Annotated in this window: 16 protein-coding genes; 14 read left to right on the plus strand and 2 right to left on the minus strand. The window is 36.4% G+C overall.

The genetic code is table 11. The features are described from left to right. Positions 1-1,336: 1,336 nt before the first annotated feature. The 10 genes from ACERII_RS23150 to ACERII_RS23195 all read left to right on the plus strand — a co-directional run bounded on the left by ACERII_RS23150 (position 1,337) and on the right by ACERII_RS23195 (position 10,617). Positions 1,337-2,458: a serpin family protein gene (locus ACERII_RS23150; protein ID WP_373645353.1), complete on the plus strand. Its 1,122-nt coding sequence runs from the start codon at positions 1,337-1,339 to the stop codon at positions 2,456-2,458. Between the two features lie 308 nt (positions 2,459-2,766). Further along, positions 2,767-2,979 carry a PLD nuclease N-terminal domain-containing protein gene (locus tag ACERII_RS23155; protein WP_373645354.1) on the plus strand — a complete coding sequence of 71 codons (213 nt, stop codon included), beginning with the start codon at positions 2,767-2,769 and terminating at the stop codon, positions 2,977-2,979. After that, positions 2,980-3,885, plus strand: a complete 906-nt coding sequence (locus ACERII_RS23160; protein ID WP_373645355.1) for an ABC transporter ATP-binding protein — start codon at positions 2,980-2,982, stop codon at positions 3,883-3,885. Continuing rightward, positions 3,882-4,664, plus strand: coding sequence for an ABC transporter permease (locus tag ACERII_RS23165; RefSeq protein WP_373645356.1), 783 nt, complete (start codon positions 3,882-3,884; stop codon positions 4,662-4,664). Before ACERII_RS23160 ends, ACERII_RS23165 begins: the two co-directional genes overlap by 4 nt. A gap of 503 nt (positions 4,665-5,167) precedes the next feature. After that, positions 5,168-5,992 carry an electron transfer flavoprotein subunit beta/FixA family protein gene (locus ACERII_RS23170; protein ID WP_373645357.1) on the plus strand — a complete coding sequence of 275 codons (825 nt, stop codon included), beginning with the start codon at positions 5,168-5,170 and terminating at the stop codon, positions 5,990-5,992. A 2-nt stretch (positions 5,993-5,994) separates the two neighbouring features. After that, positions 5,995-7,032 (plus strand): electron transfer flavoprotein subunit alpha/FixB family protein, encoded by a 1,038-nt coding sequence (locus ACERII_RS23175; RefSeq protein ID WP_373645358.1) that lies wholly within the window; start codon positions 5,995-5,997, stop codon positions 7,030-7,032. Beyond that, positions 7,025-8,323: a geranylgeranyl reductase family protein gene (locus tag ACERII_RS23180; protein ID WP_373645359.1), complete on the plus strand. Its 1,299-nt coding sequence runs from the start codon at positions 7,025-7,027 to the stop codon at positions 8,321-8,323. Before ACERII_RS23175 ends, ACERII_RS23180 begins: the two co-directional genes overlap by 8 nt. Beyond that, the gene (locus tag ACERII_RS23185; protein WP_373645360.1) at positions 8,323-8,604 is read left to right on the plus strand and encodes a ferredoxin family protein; all 282 of its coding nucleotides are present in this window, start codon (positions 8,323-8,325) and stop codon (positions 8,602-8,604) included. Before ACERII_RS23180 ends, ACERII_RS23185 begins: the two co-directional genes overlap by 1 nt. 337 nt (positions 8,605-8,941) lie before the next feature. Beyond that, the gene (locus tag ACERII_RS23190) at positions 8,942-9,436 is read left to right on the plus strand and encodes an Lrp/AsnC family transcriptional regulator (protein WP_373645361.1); all 495 of its coding nucleotides are present in this window, start codon (positions 8,942-8,944) and stop codon (positions 9,434-9,436) included. Next, positions 9,433-10,617: an aminotransferase gene (locus ACERII_RS23195; RefSeq protein WP_373645362.1), complete on the plus strand. Its 1,185-nt coding sequence runs from the start codon at positions 9,433-9,435 to the stop codon at positions 10,615-10,617. Before ACERII_RS23190 ends, ACERII_RS23195 begins: the two co-directional genes overlap by 4 nt. A gap of 223 nt (positions 10,618-10,840) precedes the next feature. On the opposite strand, the gene ACERII_RS23200 is transcribed toward ACERII_RS23195, so the two are convergent. Then, entirely contained in the window at positions 10,841-12,187 is a 1,347-nt protein-coding gene (locus ACERII_RS23200) for a sodium-dependent transporter (RefSeq protein ID WP_373645363.1), read from the minus strand. 187 nt (positions 12,188-12,374) lie between these two features. On the opposite strand from ACERII_RS23200, the gene yugI reads away from it, so the two are divergent. Next, complete coding sequence (yugI, locus tag ACERII_RS23205) at positions 12,375-12,815, plus strand: S1 domain-containing post-transcriptional regulator GSP13 (RefSeq protein WP_373645364.1); 441 nt, start codon at positions 12,375-12,377, stop codon at positions 12,813-12,815. A 76-nt stretch (positions 12,816-12,891) separates the two neighbouring features. Here yugI and ACERII_RS23210 read toward each other — a convergent pair whose 3' ends face one another. Next, complete coding sequence (locus tag ACERII_RS23210) at positions 12,892-13,119, minus strand: DUF378 domain-containing protein (RefSeq protein WP_026690818.1); 228 nt, start codon at positions 13,117-13,119, stop codon at positions 12,892-12,894. A 191-nt stretch (positions 13,120-13,310) separates the two neighbouring features. Here ACERII_RS23210 and ACERII_RS23215 point away from each other — a divergent pair, with 191 nt between their 5' ends. From ACERII_RS23215 to ACERII_RS23225, 3 genes are all read left to right on the plus strand, one after another. Further along, complete coding sequence (locus ACERII_RS23215) at positions 13,311-14,477, plus strand: iron-containing alcohol dehydrogenase (RefSeq protein WP_373645365.1); 1,167 nt, start codon at positions 13,311-13,313, stop codon at positions 14,475-14,477. Positions 14,478-14,748: 271 nt separating this feature from the next. Beyond that, positions 14,749-16,107 carry a glucose-6-phosphate isomerase gene (locus ACERII_RS23220; protein ID WP_373645366.1) on the plus strand — a complete coding sequence of 453 codons (1,359 nt, stop codon included), beginning with the start codon at positions 14,749-14,751 and terminating at the stop codon, positions 16,105-16,107. 1,685 nt (positions 16,108-17,792) lie between these two features. After that, the gene (locus ACERII_RS23225; RefSeq protein WP_373645367.1) at positions 17,793-18,209 is read left to right on the plus strand and encodes a YugN-like family protein; all 417 of its coding nucleotides are present in this window, start codon (positions 17,793-17,795) and stop codon (positions 18,207-18,209) included.

Here is an 18,209-nt window from a genome sequence, read left to right on the forward strand (position 1 = left end):
TTGTTTAGAAGGTAAGCATCAAATACTAACAACATTTTTATAACTGAAATATCTTGAGATAATCGTAAGAGCAAAGTAAGCGCAAAATAATCAGGTAGATTCTCTTATTTAATTTCCCTCTTTACAACATTTTGAAAAATGTTTGAACCTTCTGAGGTTATCTTAATATACTTTCCTTTTTCCATTGCTTCCGTAAAAAATTAGGGTGTTGCTCTTTACACTTATGATTTGCTTTGATTATTTCATTATTGTCTTTCTTCTCTTAACTTCATTATTTCAGATTGAACAATTTCAACAAGCAAGTCATTTTCTTTTATTTTAAGTATAAGCGAAGCTATGTTCCATAGCGTTTAAAGCTTCCTCTCCCTTTTCCTTACCCATTAACCACATGCTTTTCCCCTTTTGATAGTACAGCACACTTAAATTAAACAACGAATTATTTTTAGTGCAGTACTTCATAACCACTGTCTAATGCAATACCATTGTACCGCTCCTATATCTCCTCCTCTTTAAGATGTTGCTCCAACAATTTAAGGGTATTCATGAAAGTTACCAGGCAATAGGAGTGGTTTTCTATGTAAGCGTCAAATACTCCCCCCATTTTAATCAGTAGATTTTGAGATAAGAGGTTTTTTTATGTCCAAAATACCAAATACAGAAATGCATAAAGAATGACAACAACAAATTGCTGATTTTAGAGCAAGTGGCCTAACCCGAAATGACTGTGTAAAGTAAAGAATGTCAGCATTCATAATCTAAAATATTGGATCAGGAAAGTGGAAAGTTCGCGAAAAAAAGAACAAACTACTAACTCTAAATGGGTTCTCTTATTGGTGAAGGAAGAATCACCTATTGTGGTGAACAAAACATTACAGATGCAGAATGAAACATAGATGGGATTTTAAAATCATTATGGTTTTTTGGGTACTTTTTAAATGGTTTTCTTAAACAATATTTTACCGATATACAAGGAAATTAAAAAGGTGTAGAGCACTTAGGTTGGTTGTGTTTACTAAGCGATTTAAAATTTGTTCGTAAACGTAAAACCCTTCTTTTTTCATAAGATAGCTAAAGAGATCTTATCTTCCAACAGAACGTTGAGTTACTTAATGAATACTCTAATGAACTTGTCGACTTTGAAAAGAATAGTAAGTTTCAAAAAAAAATCTTGTGTTTATACACTAACGTTACTCATAAACTATATATATAAATTTATATTTTATTTTCCTACACTGACATTTATATATTTGAGCATCTATTCTATGCTCTTTTACAATATATTGGATTTGACGAGGAAATTTTTAAAAATTTACCTAAAGTCTAAGGAGGCAGTAATATGGATCTATTTTCTAGTAGTAATGAAAAAAAAGGTAGACAAGAATTTACAATGTTTTCTGGTGAATTATTTGATCGATTAATCAATGATGACCTAACAAAAAACATACTTATTAGTCCTTATAGTATTGCAGTAGCTTTGTCTATATTAGTTCCGGGTGCTTCAGGAACTACAAAAAAAGAAATTCTTCATTCAATAGGTTTAACGGAAGAAGAGCTTCATAGTACTCATAAAGAGATAAGAAACAGATATCTTCATGAAAATCAAAAGTCATTGACGTTAGCTAATTCGTTATGGTTGACGAAAGAATTATCCTTTTCAGAAGATTTTCAGCAGGTGATTAAAAAACATTATGATGCTCATGTAAGTGAGTTGGATACTGCTGAAGTAATCAATTCATGGATTAAAGATAAAACAAATAATAAAATTACCGCAATACTAGACCATGTACAGTCTGATCTAGTTTTACTTGTATTAAGTGCTGTCTATTATTCAGGAACATGGATGGAGCCTTTTGATGAAGATTTGACTAGTGATGGATACTTTGACATATCCTCAAATGGTAGTACGAATAGAAAGAGTGTTCCTTTTATGATGAGACAAGGTGAATATTACTATGAGGAAACAGATAATTGTCAAACAATTAAATTGCCATATAAAGATAATACATTCAGCATGGAAATATGTTTACCTAAAACTGCTGAAGGAGTTAAAGATACCCGTAATAAGATGATTTCAAGTGATTGTTCATGGATAAATAACAAAAGGGTGAAAAAAGGTTTAATAAAAATTCCGAGATTTTCGTTGGAGTCAGATTTATCATTAAATGATGTACTAAATAAAATAGGGATAAACGAAGGGTTTGACCCTCAAAAGGCTAACTTCTCCAAAATGATTACTGAGCCAAAAGAACAGTTAGTAATTGATGAAGTAAAGCAGAAAACTTTTATAGAAGTTAATGAAAATGGTACAGAAGCAGCTGCAGCAACGTCTATTACAGTAAGAGATAAAAGTATAGAAGATGAGTTTATCATGGAAGTTAACCAGCCTTTTTTCGTTCAAATTCTTGATGAAGAATTGAAATTAGTACTATTCATTGGGTATGTTGCAGATCCTACTTAAAAATATTACTATATAATAATCAAAATGAGGTTAGGACAAAACTATATAAAAATACTAGATCGCAGGAGTTCAATTTAGTTACATTGATTTCTTGCGGTTTTTTTATTTGAATCGTATCAAATAATTAGTTTTCTACTAATATTAAAGCGGAACCTTTTCAGTTAAATTTCGTATAAAATAGTGGACTATGAAATAGAACGTGATTTTATACAATTGATTGTGCATACTAAGACTGATTATAGAAATCTGACATAAAATCAAGTTCATGTTGATAGACCTAGGATAAAAACCAAAAGAGGTGAGAGAGCATGGAAGAGATCTTACAAGATTTACAAGCGTTACCTTGGAACTTATTAATACCAATTATCGTTATTCAGTTTATTTTAATGGTTGTTGCATTAGTTGATTGCTTTAAACACAATAATACGAAGGGCCCACAATGGATTTGGGTGTTAGTTATTGTCTTTGTTAATATCTTCGGACCTATTGCTTATTTTATTTTTGGAAGGAGAAATGAGTAAATGAGCTTGATTCGAACGGAGGAATTAACGAAGTCGTTTCATGGTATAAAAGCTGTTGATAACTTGAACTTATCAATTAGTGAAGGCGTTTGTACTGCACTGTTGGGTCCTAATGGTGCGGGTAAAAGTACAACACTCAACATGATTACCGGATTGATGAAATCCACATCTGGAAAAATCGAGTTTGACAGTAGACACCAGGGAGATCGTCGGAAATACATAGGGTATTTACCTCAATATCCTAAGTTTTATGGTTGGATGACAGCTGAGGAGTATTTACATTTTTCAGGACAACTTGGTGGACTGTCTAAACAAAAAGCAATAACTAAAACAGAAGAACTATTAGACTTAGTTGGATTAGGACAAGATAAGAAAAAACGAATAGCAGGTTTTTCCGGTGGTATGAAGCAACGATTAGGTATCGCTCAAGCCCTCGTGCATGAACCGAAGCTTATTATTCTAGATGAACCTGTTTCTGCTTTAGACCCGATTGGACGGAGAGAGGTTCTTGAGTTGATGAGTAAACTTAAAGACAAAACCTCTATCCTATTTTCCACACACGTTTTGCATGATGCGGAAGAAATTTGTGAAGATATTTACATAATAAAAGGTGGACAAGTTGTAGTTGAGGGGAATTTAGTCGAACTGCAAAAAAAATATCAAAAACCAACAATCTATATTGAAACAGAAGAAGTTTTAGAAGATTGGGCAAGAACGATAAAAAGCATGGAATGGTTGCGTCATATGGATGTAAAAAAACATAAGGCTACTGTGACAGTAGAGGATATGGACAAAGCAAGAGACGCGTTGCTGATGAATGAAGGTCTACGTAAACTCAAATTGGTCAGCTTTGAAATTGCAAAGACCACGTTAGAAGACCTCTTTATGGAGGTGACGAAGGGATGAGTCAATGGAGTGTTTTATTTCAAAAGGAATGGAAAGAATCTATCCGAAATTATAAATGGATTTGGATTCCAATCGTTTTCATCTTATTAGGGGTAATGCAGCCAGTTACATCCTATTTTTTACCTGATATTCTTAAAAATTTCGGTGGGTTACCAGAAGGAATTGAATTTCCTTTACCGACAGGACCAATAGTGTTAGCAGAAACGTTAGGACAGTTTAGTCAAATTGGTTTCTTAGTCCTTGCTCTCGCATTTATGGGAACTGTTGCAGGAGAAAAAAATAGTGGAACTCAAATAATGGTTTTAGTGAAACCTGTATCAACTAGTGCGTATATATTGGCCAAGTGGATACATATGAGTTTATTAGGATTAGCGTCGTATTTCATTGGTTTTTTATTAGCCGTATATTACACTTTTGAATTAATTGAAACTGTTGCAATTAGTAATGTAATCAAAGGTGCATTCGTTTATAGTATTGGGTTACTATTTGTAATTACGCTTGTCTTACTCTTTAGTTCTATTTTCAAGAGTACTGCTGCAGTTGCCTTCCTATCATTAGGGATAACCATTGCTTTTAGCTTATTAAGCAGTCTTTTACCTGATATTATGAAATGGTCTCCAGGTACACTTACTAATCATAGCTATCGATTTTTTGAAACTGGTTCAGGAGGAGATGGATTTATACTTTCCATTATTGTGACAATTGGATTAATAATTAGTATGATTTTCCTTTCTATCTTTGTTTTTAAGAAAAAAGAAATTGCTTCACATACAACATAATGAATATAAAATATAAGATAAAACGGTGAATATTAATTGTTCACCGTTTTGTCATTTTTGTTAAATATACTAATTAAATAAAAAAATATATATAAACTTACATGCTATATATCTATGTATTTTGAAATTTTTAGACAATTGGTGTTGTTCACAGTGGAAATTTTTGATATAAATAGAGTAAGGAAAACGCTTTCAAAACTTTTTATAGCGTTTTGTTTTCAAATTCTTGGGGAAGAATTCTTGTTCTACTGTAGGAAAGCGTTCAACGAAGGGAGGATTCATAATTTCATAATCTTATATGGGAATCAAGGAACTAGCAACATATAGTATTATTTTAAAGAAAAACGAATGGGAGCCATAAAAGTAAAATATATTTTACTAGTGATTGTGGACAAAATTACTTTCTGATTATGTTCGTGAACGATTGAACAAGTTCATTAGCTTAATGGATGTATCCTAGTATTCGTTTTGATTTTTATTAATGAAAGAGGGTGGGGGATAATATGAACATTTTAGTTTGTATTAAGCAAGTACCAGATACGAAGATCATAAAAGTAAATCCTAAAACAAATACGTTAGATCGATCAAGTGCACCTGCAATATTAAATCCGTACGATGCCCATGCAGTGGAAGAAGCAGTAGGATTAAGAGCAGTTCATGGAGGAAAAGTAACAGTATTGTGTATGGGCCCTCCTCAAGCAAAAGAAGCAATTAAAAAGTGTGTAGAAATTGGTGCGGATGAAGGATTTTTAATATCTGACCGTAGATTTGCAGGGGCAGATACATTAGCAACAAGCTACGCATTATATAAAGCTATACAAAAGATGATGGTAGATGACGGTGTTGACCTAGTTCTCTGTGGAAAGCATGCCATTGATGGGGATACAGGGCAAACTGGACCAGGGATTGCAAGACGACTAGGAATACCTCCTCTTACAAATGTAATTAAAATTGAGGAAGTGGATTTAGAAAATCAACAAATGAAGGTTCATAGGAAAATCGAAAATGGATATGAATTAATTCAATCTTCCCTTCCTTGTTTGTTAACGGTTGAGAAAGAGATTAATGAAGTTGCGTATTCACCATTACCTAATATGTTACGTGCTGCACGTTACACACCAACTATCTGGACAGTAGATGATTTGAACGATGTTGATATTAAACAGTTAGGTTTAAAAGGTTCTCCAACAATTGTAGGGAAAATGTGGCCACCAGCAAAAAGTGAAGGTGCCAACATTATTGAAGGAGATGTCAAAAAGCAAGTAAGTGAAATTGTTTCATTAGTTCTAGAGAAACGAGAGCTTTTTGAAGTGAAAGGTGGGGAATAAGTATGAATCTTGAGGAGTATAGAGGCGTCTGGGTTTTTATCGAACAGAGGAATGGGAAACTTGTAGACGTAGGGTTAGAGCTTCTAGGTGCAGGAAGAGACTTAGCTGACAAATTAGAAGTGGACCTATGTGGAGTGCTTTTAGGTCACAATATTAAGGATCTATCGAAAGACCTATTCGAGTACGGTGCAGATAAAGTGTATGTCATTGATGATCCGATACTAGAGCAATATCGTTCAGAAACTTATATGGTAGCAGTAGGGGACCTAGTAAGGAAATATAAACCAGAGATTTTCCTTTATGGAGCAACATCGAATGGTAAAGACCTTGCAAGTGCTGTTGCAACAGAAGTTATGACAGGATTGACTGCAGATACAACATTACTTGATGTGGATTTAGAGAAGCGATTATTCGAAGCAAGTCGTCCTGCCTTTGGTGGAAATATCATGGCAACGATTCTCTGTAAAAAGCATCGTCCACAAATGGCTACAGTGAGACCAAAAGTAATGAAAAAACGAGATCGTGAAGAAGGTCGTGTTGGGGAGTTAATTGAGGAGTCAATTTCATTACAAGAAGAAAGTTTACGTACGAAAGTACTTGAAATAGTAAGAGATACGAAAAAAGCTGTAAACCTAGAAGATGCGGTTATTATCGTTTCAGCAGGTAAAGGTATCAAGGATGAGAAAGGCTTACAAATGGTTAGAGAACTGGCGGACGTGTTAAATGGTACCGTTGGTGCAAGCCGCGATATTGTTGAAGCTGGACTCATAGGACATGATCATCAAGTTGGTCAAACAGGATTAACGGTAACTCCTAAGTTATATTTTGCTATAGGAATTTCAGGAGCAGTTCAACACACTGTTGGGATGGAAAACTCTGAAACTATCGTTGCTATTAATAATGATCCAGATGCAGCGATTTTCAATGTTGCTCATCATGGTGTTGTAGCAGATGCATTCGAAATTGTACCTTTGTTAACAGAGGAATTTAAGAAAGCATTACAAGAGGAAGCAAAAGAGGGAGGTGTTGCACATGCCTGAAAAATTTGATGTGATTGTTGTTGGTGCTGGACCTGCGGGAGCAAGCTGTGCATATACATGTGCAAAAAATGGTTTGAATGTCTTATTAATAGAGCGTGGGGAATTTCCTGGTGCCAAAAACGTAATGGGTGGAATATTATATCGTAAGCAGATGGAGGAAATTATTCCAGATTTTTGGAAGGAAGCACCGCTTGAAAGACCAGTGGTAGAGCAAAGATTTTGGTTTTTAGACAAGGAATCTATGGTTACAACTAGCTATAAAGGGCTTGAATGGGGAAAAGAACCGTTCAATAATTTCACAGTACTTCGTGCCAAATTTGATAAATGGTTTGCTCAAAAGGCTGTTGAACAAGGAGCAACACTCATTAACGAAACCGTTGTCACAGAATGTCTCGTAGATGAAGATGGGAAAGTAATCGGTGTTCGTACAGACCGTCCTGATGGGGATGTATATGCGGATGTTGTAGTACTCTGTGATGGAGTAAACTCTTTGTTAGCGAAAAAACTAGGGTTCCATAAAGAATGGAAACCAGATGAAGTAGCACTAACTGTTATGGAGGTTATGAAATTACCGAAGAAAACAATTAATGAACGCTTTAACGTAAATGATGATCAAGGAGTCTCAGTTGAAATCTTTGGAGATGCAACTCAAGGAGCTCTTGGAACTGCATTTTTATATACCAATAAAGATAGTATTAACATAGGTGTAGGAACGACATTATCTAGCATGATTAAAAAGAAAATGAAACCATACAAACTACTTGAATACGTGAAAGAACATCCGATGATTCAACCGTATATTGAAGGAGCAGAATCCCTAGAATATTTAGCTCACTTAATTCCTGAAGGTGGATATAAAGCAATACCGAAGCTTGTTGGAGATGGCGTTATTGTAGCCGGTGATGCTGCACAACTTGTAAACGCTATCCATCGTGAAGGATCCAACATGGCAATGTCATCAGGAAGAATGGCAGCAGAAACAATTATGAAAGCGAAGGAATTAGGAGATTTCTCTGAAAGAGTCTTAGATTCTTATCGTACAGATCTATATGATAGTTTTATAGGAAAAGATCTGAAGAAATACAAAGATGCTGCACATACGTTTGAAGCATACCCTCAATATTTCGAACAATACGTACCATTAATGAATAAAGCAATGAATACAATGTTTACTGTTGACGGAACACCGAAATGGGATAAACAAAAGAAAATCATGCAGTCATTTACTGCTGGACGAGGAAAGTTAGGCGTTGCAAAAGACCTTTATCGAGCTTGGAGGGTGGTGAAATAATGGCTAAAACACTTGAGGAAAAGCAGTATTTAGTCCGTTTCAATTGTGATACGAAATCCCATCTAGAAGTAAAGAATCACGATGTTTGTGCTACGAAATGTCCTGATAAAGACTGTACAATCTTTTGTCCTGCTGATGTGTATAAGTGGGAAGGAGATCGCATGTTTGTAGGGTTTGAAGGATGTCACGAATGTGGAAGCTGTCGCATTGGCTGTCCATTTGATAACATTAAGTGGGAATATCCAAAAGGTGGCCACGGAATCGTTTTCAGACTAGCATAAAAGAAAAAGAAATCGACCTCAAGGACTATTCCTTGAGGTCTTTTACGATGTGGAAGATTCGGCAAAGTACCTTAAACACCATCATTATATTGCAATTATAACTTATGAAGTAATTATATGTAAATACTAAAATTGGTAGTTGTATATAGTAAAAAAGACTTTAACATGAAAGTTCATGTACCATCGTTATTCTTATATAAAGTATTATACTTTTCTGAAAAAAAGAGTCTATTCTGTTTTACAAACATCGTGTAAAATGACAGGAAAGGTAATTTTTCATTAGGGACTGATTTACTATCATATACTAAATGTACATTGATAATGGGGGGAATTTATTTTGACGGAAAAGGAAAAAGAATTGCTTTTACTATTGGAGCGAGAAGGAAGGATTACAGAAGAAAAACTATCTAAAATGTTAGATATATCTGTAGAAACAGTAAAGGCAATGATTGAATCATTTGAGAAAAAGAAAATTATTTTAGGATATTCCGCAATCGTTGATTGGAGCAAAGCGAATACAACGGAAACTGTTACTGCAATGATTGACGTAAAAGTTACACCAAAACGTGGAGTTGGATTCGATGAAGTAGCAGAGAGAATTTATCGTTTCAAAGAAGTAAAAGCATTGTACTTAATGTCAGGAACCTATGATTTGTCTGTAGTCATTGAGGGAAAAACAATGTCTGAGATTGCTCGATTTGTTTCCGAAAAATTATCAACACTTGATTCTGTTTTATCCACGACAACTCATTTTCAGTTAAAGAAATATAAGCATGATGGCGTTATTTTTGAAGATGAAGACGAAGACCATCGGATAGTGGTATCTCCATGACGGATTCAAAATCACAGATAACGGCAAAACTATCTGATGCTGTTCAGCGAATAAAGCCCTCGGGAATCAGAAGGTTTTTTGATTTAGCGTCTACCATGGAAAATGTGATTTCCCTTGGAGTAGGTGAACCTGACTTTACAACTCCATGGAGCGTTCGAGAGGCAAGTATTGCTTCCTTAGAACGTGGAATAACATCCTATACTGCTAATGCAGGTTTATTAGAATTGCGAACAGCAATTTCCGATTATTTAATAAATGAGTTTCAAGTGAAATACAGCCCTGAGGATGAAATAGTTGTTACCGTGGGAGCGAGTGAAGGGATTGACTTGGCATTACGAGCAACCGTAAATCCTGGAGACGAGATCCTTATCGTTGAGCCTTCCTTCGTTTCGTACGCTCCGTTAGTTTCATTACTTGGGGGAATTCCAGTAAGTGTACCAACATCAATAGAAAATGAATTTAAAGTATCGTCAGAGGATATATTAGCAAAGATTACTTCTAAAACAGTGGGAATACTTCTCTCTTTTCCAAGTAACCCTACAGGGGCAACGATGGGCAAAGAGGACTTAGAAGAAATTGCTAAGGTAATTTGTGAGTATGATTTATTAATTTACTCTGATGAAATATATGCAGAGTTAACGTACGATAACAAACATACAAGCATCCCCTCCTTAGAAGGATTGTGGGAACGAACGATTTTAATATCTGGATTTTCAAAATCATTTGCCATGACAGGGTGGCGATTAGGGTATGTATGTGCTCCTGAGCCATATGCGAAAGCAATGTTAAAGATCCACCAATATGCAATGATGTGTGCAGCTACGATGGCTCAATATGCAGCAATTGAAGCGTTGAAAGATGGCAAGGAAGAAATGAAAGAGATGGTTGTTAGCTATCGACAACGTAGGAATTATTTTGTGAAATCATTGAATGAAATTGGCTTACAATGTCATCTGCCTGGAGGAGCTTTCTATGCTTTTCCATCCATCACTTCAACGGGACTTAGTTCTGAAGAGTTTGCTGAAAAACTATTGATTGAGGAAAAAGTAGCCGTGGTTCCTGGAACAGTATTTGGAGCAGGTGGGGAAGGTCATATTCGATGTTCCTATGCTACCTCCATGACGCAGTTAGAAGAAGCCATTAAAAGAATGGAACGCTTTATAAGTAAAAATAAGCACTAAAAAAAGCAAAGTGACATTCACTTTGCTTTAAAAAGGGGGAATACTAGGTTGTATACAGCCATAGTATAACCTCTTTTTTTAGGATATATACTTGTTGGTTATATGAACTTTTGGAAAATAATTTGATTTTCATTTGTTTTAAATAAATTATCTAGTAGTTTTGAAAAATAACGAAGCGTTAATTTCCGTTACGGCCTGTTTCTGATGCGATATTGGAAAATATTTAGATTATTCCTACAACATGCAAGAAGGCAATAATAATAGCAACTGGTGTAACATACTTCAATAAAACATACCAAATCTGAAGTACATATAATTTCACACGTGACCCTTTTCTTAATTCAGCAAATAGGGTGCTTTTGCTTAGATACCTAGGTGTAAAGAGTGAAATGAAGAGTGCGCCCATAGGTAGCATGATGTTACTAACTAAATAGTCCAGTGCATCAAAAAATGTATTACCAAAAAATAGTGTATCTGATAAGTACCCAAAAGAAAGTGCGGAAGGTATCCCCATAATAAAAATGAATATCCCAGTAATCACTGTAGTTTTTCTTCTCTTTTCCCCCTCATTTTTCGTAATGGAAGCTACAACCATCTCTAATAAAGAGAAAGCAGAAGTTAAAGTAGCAAATAATAGAAGTGTCATAAATAAGAAGAAAAACACATTTCCTAAGGGTATACTACTAAAGACAGCAGGTAATACAATAAAGACTAATGGTGGTCCTTCTGAAGGCTCCATTCCAAAGGAGAATACTGCAGGGAAAATTGCTAAACCAGCTAATAGAGAAATGAAGATTGTTAAAGAAACAATAGATGTAGCAGATTTGACTAAACTTTCCTCGGACTTTAAATAAGAACTATAGGTTACCATAATGGAAACCCCTAAACTTAAGGAGAAAAAGGCTTGTCCTATAGCGAATAAAGTGGTTTCACCAGTTAAGGAAGAAAAATCCGGGAGTAAGAAAAACCGGATACCCTCTATTGAATTATCAAGAGTTAACGAACGAATGACAATGAGAGTAAAGAACACAAATAAAATAGGCATCATTATTTTAGAGCTGCGTTCAATTCCTTTTTGAATTCCACCTTGTACCACAAGGATGGTTAGCGCTAAGAAAATAAATTGTGCTGTAATTGCTAAAAATGGATTACTAATTGTGTCGGAAAACATTTGTCCAAAATCATTTGTTTCCATAACTTGAATATTTACTGTCAACGAACGAAACAGGTATATTACTACCCAACCACCAACGACACTATAAAATGATAATAATAAAAAAGAAGTAACAACACCAAGTTTTCCAATCCAATTCCAATATGTACCTGGTGCAATTTCCCGATAAGCTGATATCGCTTCTTTTTTTGTATAACGCCCAATGGTAAATTCGGCCAATAATAAAGGGAGACCAAGAAATAAAGTAAATAATATAAAGATGAGAAAAAAGGCCCCGCCACCACTGGTTCCAGCAACATAAGGGAGTTTCCATATGGCACCTAAGCCGATAGCAGAACCTGCAGCAGCTAGTATAAATCCTATTTTTGATGTCCATTGTTCAGAGTTGTGTTTCATACTATTTCTCCTCTGTTGATAAAATAAAAACATTTTTCACTATAGTTGTTTGTTTGCAATATGTCAAATGTAAGTTTTAAGCTCCCAATATATAGGTATAGGAATATAAAGATGAAGTAAGAATTTTTGTCAGAAAAGCAAAGATGTGATATAATTAACCAGTTAAAAAAAGTTAGGAGTTGTTTTCATGTCAGGTCAATATGAAGTAGGAAGTATTGTTGAAGGTAAAGTAACTGGAATTAAACCATTTGGTGCATTTGTTGCATTAGATAATCAGAAGCAAGGACTTGTTCACATTTCCCATATCGCTCATGGTTTTGTTAAAGAAATAAATGATCACCTTTCTGTAGGTGACGAAGTGAAAGTAAAGATCTTATCTGTTGACGAAACATCAGGAAAAATCTCTTTATCTATTCGCGAAACACAACCAAAACCAGAGCAAACGGAGCGTCCACAACGTCAAGATCGTCCAGAGCGCACAGATCGTCCAAGACGTGCAAACGGTGGAAAGCGTCAAGAGCAACAAACTCAAGCTCAAGGGTTTAATACGCTTGAAGAGAAATTAAAATCTTGGTTAAAAGAATCTAATGAAATCCAAGCAGATTTAAACAAACGCATTAAAAAATAATTTCTCTACGACAAAGAGGTAGCTCGAAATGAGCTACCTCTTTTTCTAACCATTTTTTAACGATGTTCACCACATATTAACGCTGTGGTTCTGGACTACGCTCCAACTCTTCATCGGGTTTAAACAGAATAGAAATACAATACAACCCTGCCAGTCCTACGAGGGCATAGATGAAACGGGAAAATCCAGCCGCTTGACCGCCAAATATGGCAGCAACTAGGTCAAATCGGAAGAAACCAATTAATCCCCAGTTTACAGCTCCGATGATGGCTAAAACTAATGCAGTTCGTTGGATTCCGCTCATGTGCTCCACCTCCTTATCAGGGGTAAAATCATACAGATAGAAGCTTAACTAATGCTCCTAAGCTTAGAATGTTTAATAATGCTATTCTTTATGCATGAGATAGAAAAAAATATATCGTATCTTTTGTTATACACCGGAAAATAAGAGATAATAAAAGATGCTACATCAATTAGTGAAGGAGATGCTTATTTATGGATAGTTTTATTTTTCATAATCCAACAAAACTTATTTTCGGACAGCATCAAGTCCAAGAGCAATTAGTGAAACAATTAAAAGCATTAGGGAATAGAGTGCTTCTTGTGTATGGTGGAGGAAGCATAAAGAAAAATGGTTTGTATGCTGAAGTAACATCTTTGTTGTCGGATGGGGAATTCACTGTTTTTGAATTACCTGGAGTGGAACCGAATCCCCGATTAACAACGGTACATAAAGGTGTAGAGATCTGTAAATCTGAAGGCATTGAGGTTTTATTAGCTGTTGGTGGGGGAAGTGTTATTGACTGTACAAAAGCAATAGCTGCAGGTGCAAAGTATGATGGAGATGCTTGGGATCTTGTAACGAGAAAAGCTCCTGTAGAGGCTGCACTTCCATTCGGTACTATTCTGACTCTAGCTGCAACAGGATCTGAAATGAATGCAGGTTCGGTTATTACGAATTGGGAAACACATGAAAAATATGGATGGGGAAGCCCATTTTCATTCCCTGTATTTTCGATCCTAGATCCAAGAAATACTTTATCAGTTCCAAAGGATCACACCGTCTATGGAATCGTGGATATGATGTCCCATGTGTTCGAACAGTACTTCCATCAACAAACAAACACACCGTTACAGGAGCAGATGTGTGAAGCAGTTTTAAAGACCGTGATCGAAGCAGGTCCAAAGCTTGTGGAAAACTTGGAGAATGTAGAGCTACGAGAAACTATTCTCTATTCAGGAACAATTGCATTAAATGGCATGTTGCAAATGGGAACAAGAGGAGACTGGGCATCTCATAATATTGAGCATTCCGTGTCTGCTGTGTATGATATCCCACATGCAGGAGGCTTAGCTATTATTTTTCCACAATGGATGAGACATCACAAAGAGCTTGGTGAACGTAAATTAGTAAACTTAGCTGTTCGCGTATGGGGGATAGATCCCACTGGAAAGTCAAATCAAGAAGTTGCGGAAGAGGGAATTCAAGCACTTGAAAAATTCTGGTCTTCTATTGAGGCACCGAGTCGGTTGGCTGACTATAACATCGACGATAGTCAATTAGAGGTAATGGCAGATAAAGCAATGGTTAATGGTGAATTCGGGAACTTTAATAAATTAAACAAAAATGATGTACTTTCTATTTTAAAAGCTTGTTTATAGGGTATATTAACAGAGGGTTGCTTTTGAATAAGGCGATCCTCTTTTTCCTTTAGTTGCTGTTTTCACGTTGGGACCGTCCGTTTCTCCAAGATCTTACGAAAACAGTCTGTCTAATCAGAGTACCTACTCTATCGAAATAAACTTTTAACACGTTTTATTAAATTGTCATTATTGTGTGCGTTTACATCAACATATGGACTTGATTATTACTTTTTATTTTTATAAAGTGAAGGTTGGAATTAGTTTTTACAAAATGGAGGCGGAAAAAAGAATGACGAAAACAATCTCATTTGATTATTCAAAAGCAACACCGTTTATTTCACAACATGAAGTTGATTATATGACAGAGTTAGTTAAATCTGCACATGCATCCATTCATAACGGAACTGGTGCTGGGAATGACTTTTTAGGTTGGGTTGACTTACCTGTAAATTACGATAAAGAAGAATTCTCTAGAATTCAAAAAGCAGCAGAGAAGATTAAATCAGACTCCGATGTTTTATTAGTGGTAGGAATTGGTGGTTCCTATTTAGGAGCACGAGCCGCAATTGAAGCACTTCAACATTCTTTTTACAATGTAATGGATAAAGAAAGTCGCAAAGCTCCACAGATTTTCTTTGTTGGTAACAATATTAGTTCTACATACGTGAATCATTTACTTCAAGTAATTGAAGGGAAAGATGTTTCTATCAACGTTATCTCCAAATCAGGTACTACGACAGAACCTGCAATTGCTTTCCGTATTTTCCGTGATTATGTGGAGAAAAAGTATGGCGTGGAAGAAGCAAGAAAACGTATTTACGCAACAACAGATAAAGCGAAAGGTGCTTTAAAGCAATTGGCAACGGAAGAAGGCTACGAATCGTTTGTTATACCTGACGATGTTGGTGGACGCTTCTCCGTTTTAACTGCGGTTGGATTACTTCCCATTGCTGCAAGTGGTCTTGATATTGAAGCAATGATGAAGGGTGCAGCGGATGCTCGTGAAACATATGCTAACCCTAATCTTGCTGAGAACGAAGCATATCAATATGCTGCTGTTCGAAATGCATTATACAATAAAGGGAAAACAATTGAGCTTATGGTAAACTACGAGCCGTCTCTACACTTTGTTTCTGAGTGGTGGAAGCAATTATATGGTGAAAGTGAAGGGAAGGATCAAAAAGGAATTTTCCCTGCAGCGGTAGACTTCTCCACAGACCTTCATTCTATGGGTCAATACGTGCAAGATGGAAGAAGAGATCTATTTGAAACTGTATTACATGTTGAATCGGTGAAAGAAGAAGTGTTAATTGAAGAAGCGGGTACTGATTTAGATGGATTAAATTACTTAGCAGGTAAATCAATGGACTTCGTCAATAAAAAAGCTTTTGAAGGTACATTGCTAGCACACCTTGATGGTGGTGTTCCAAACTTAATCGTGAACATTCCTGAGTTGAATGAATATCACTTCGGATATTTAGTGTACTTCTTTGAAAAAGCTTGTGCGTTAAGTGGTTACTTATTAGGCGTAAATCCATTTGACCAGCCTGGAGTAGAAGCGTATAAAACAAACATGTTTGCATTACTAGGAAAACCAGGATTTGAAGAGCAAAAGGCTCAGTTAGAAAAACGTCTTGATGGAAAATAAATGTTTGTGCGAAGGCAGTCCGGTGGGGCTGTCTTCTTTTATGCATTACCCTACATATGAAAAACGGTGGAAGAAGGTAAATCAAGAGCAGTTATGGTTACTTTCATCAGGTGGAATGAGGAGCGTAGATAACCAAAGAGCCGTTTTGGTTACTTTCATGAGAGGAGATGGAGGACGAAGGTAACCAAAGAGCCGTTATGGTTACTTTCATGAGAGGAGATGGAGGACGAAGGTAACCAAAGAGCCGTTATGGTTACTTTCATGATGTGGAATGAGGGACGAAGGTAACCAAAGAGCCGTTATGGTTACTTTCATGAGAAGGAATGAGGGACGAAGGTAACCAAAGACCCGTTATGGTTACTTTCATGAGAAGGAATGAGGGACGAAGGTAACCAAAGAGCCGTTATGGTTACTTTCATGATGTGGAATGAGGGACGAAGGTAACCAAAGAGCCGTTTTGGTTACTTTCATGAGAGGAGATGGAGGACGAAGGTAACCAAAGAGCCGTTATGGTTACTTTCATGAGAAGGAATGAATGACGAAGGTAACCAAAGAGCCGTTTTGGTTACTTTCATGATGTGGAATGAGGGACGAAGGTAACCAAAGAGCCGTTTTGGTTACTTTCATGAGATGAAATGGAGGACGAAGGTAACCAAAGAGCAGTTATGGTTCCTTTCATGAGAGGATATGGAGGACGAAGGTAACCAAAGAGCAGTTATGGTTCCTTTCATGAGAGGATATGGAGGACGAAGGTAACCAAAGAGCCGTTATGGTTACTTTCATGATGTGGAATGAGGGACGAAGGTAACCAAAGAGCCGTTATGGTTACTTTCATGATGTGGAATGAGGAACGAAGGTAACCAAAGACCCGTTATGGTTACTTTCATGATGTGGAATGAGGGACGAAGGTAACCAAAGAGCCGTTTTGGTTACTTTCATGATGTGGAATGAGGAACGAAGGTAACCAAAGAGCCGTTTTGGTTACTTTCATGAGATGAAATGAGGGGCGAAGGTAACCAAAGAGCCGTTATGGTTACTTTCATGAGAGGAGATGGAGGACGAAGGTAACCAAAGAGCCGTTTTGGTTACTTTCATGAGAAGAGATGGAGGATGAAGGTAACCAAAGAGCAGTTTTGTTACTTTCATGATGTGGAATGAGGGACGAAGGTAACCAAAGAGCCGTTTTGGTTACTTTCATGAGAGGAGATGGAGGACGAAGGTAACCAAAGAGCAGTTATGGTTCCTTTCATGAGAGGAGATGGAGGACGAAGGTAACCAAAGAGCCGTTTTGGTTACTTTCATGAGAGGAGATGGAGGACGAAGGTAACCAAAGAGCCGTTTTGGTTACTTTCATGAGAGGAGATGGAGGATGAAGGTAACCAAAGAGCCGTTTTGGTTCCTTTCATGAGAGGAGATGGAGGACGAAGGTAACCAAAGAGCAGTTATGGTTCCTTTCATGATGTGGAATGAGGGACGAAGGTAACCAAAGAGCAGTTATGGTTCCTTTCATGAGAGGATATGGAGGACGAAGGTAACCAATGAGCAGTTATGGTTACTTTCATGATGTGGAATGAGGAGCGAAGGTAATCAATGGTCAGTCCTTTCTATATATCTGCACAGAGATTCTTTCATAGAACACCTAATATTAGGATATGCTATGGGAAGAAGATGTAGGAGGTGCTATCATGATTGAGGTGCAATCATCTCTTGAAAATAAAGAAATCAAACTGAGTCACTTAGAACAGAAAATAAAGCCATTAGGATACGTCATTGGTGGTGGCTGGGAATATGACCATGGATATTTTGATTATAAAATGGTGGACGAAGGTGAATATCTATTCGTGCGATTGCCATTTTCAGCAGTTGATGGTGATTTAGATACTAAAGGTGTCACCGTACGCCTAGGGAGACCATTCTTGTTATCACATCAATATGAGGATGGCTTAGACCATACGAATGAAGAAGATCCCAATCCACTCTTTAATCAATTTGCAGCACCGGAAAATCCTGATGCTACATTTCCTTACGAACATATAAATGTAGGTAAAGAGTATGTTCGGGAACTGGAGCAGGTAATATTACAAAATCTAGATATGAACTAA

The sequence above is a fragment of the Evansella sp. AB-rgal1 genome (genome assembly GCF_041820985.1).
Taxonomy (GTDB): Bacteria; Bacillota; Bacilli; order Bacillales; family Salisediminibacteriaceae; genus Evansella.

What these genes read in the sequence shown, in the direction of transcription:
- ACERII_RS23150 (WP_373645353.1), top strand. Translation starts at nt 1,337, where the DNA reads ATGGATCTATTTTCTAGTAGTAATGAAAAAAAAGGTAGACAAGAATTT.
- ACERII_RS23155 (WP_373645354.1), top strand. Translation starts at nt 2,767, where the DNA reads ATGGAAGAGATCTTACAAGATTTACAAGCGTTACCTTGGAACTTATTA.
- ACERII_RS23160 (WP_373645355.1), top strand. Translation starts at nt 2,980, where the DNA reads ATGAGCTTGATTCGAACGGAGGAATTAACGAAGTCGTTTCATGGTATA.
- ACERII_RS23165 (WP_373645356.1), top strand. Translation starts at nt 3,882, where the DNA reads ATGAGTCAATGGAGTGTTTTATTTCAAAAGGAATGGAAAGAATCTATC.
- ACERII_RS23170 (WP_373645357.1), top strand. Translation starts at nt 5,168, where the DNA reads ATGAACATTTTAGTTTGTATTAAGCAAGTACCAGATACGAAGATCATA.
- ACERII_RS23175 (WP_373645358.1), top strand. Translation starts at nt 5,995, where the DNA reads ATGAATCTTGAGGAGTATAGAGGCGTCTGGGTTTTTATCGAACAGAGG.
- ACERII_RS23180 (WP_373645359.1), top strand. Translation starts at nt 7,025, where the DNA reads ATGCCTGAAAAATTTGATGTGATTGTTGTTGGTGCTGGACCTGCGGGA.
- ACERII_RS23185 (WP_373645360.1), top strand. Translation starts at nt 8,323, where the DNA reads ATGGCTAAAACACTTGAGGAAAAGCAGTATTTAGTCCGTTTCAATTGT.
- ACERII_RS23195 (WP_373645362.1), top strand. Translation starts at nt 9,433, where the DNA reads ATGACGGATTCAAAATCACAGATAACGGCAAAACTATCTGATGCTGTT.
- ACERII_RS23200 (WP_373645363.1), bottom strand. Translation starts at nt 12,187, where the DNA reads ATGAAACACAACTCTGAACAATGGACATCAAAAATAGGATTTATACTA.
- yugI (WP_373645364.1), top strand. Translation starts at nt 12,375, where the DNA reads ATGTCAGGTCAATATGAAGTAGGAAGTATTGTTGAAGGTAAAGTAACT.
- ACERII_RS23210 (WP_026690818.1), bottom strand. Translation starts at nt 13,119, where the DNA reads ATGAGCGGAATCCAACGAACTGCATTAGTTTTAGCCATCATCGGAGCT.
- ACERII_RS23215 (WP_373645365.1), top strand. Translation starts at nt 13,311, where the DNA reads ATGGATAGTTTTATTTTTCATAATCCAACAAAACTTATTTTCGGACAG.
- ACERII_RS23220 (WP_373645366.1), top strand. Translation starts at nt 14,749, where the DNA reads ATGACGAAAACAATCTCATTTGATTATTCAAAAGCAACACCGTTTATT.
- ACERII_RS23225 (WP_373645367.1), top strand. Translation starts at nt 17,793, where the DNA reads ATGATTGAGGTGCAATCATCTCTTGAAAATAAAGAAATCAAACTGAGT.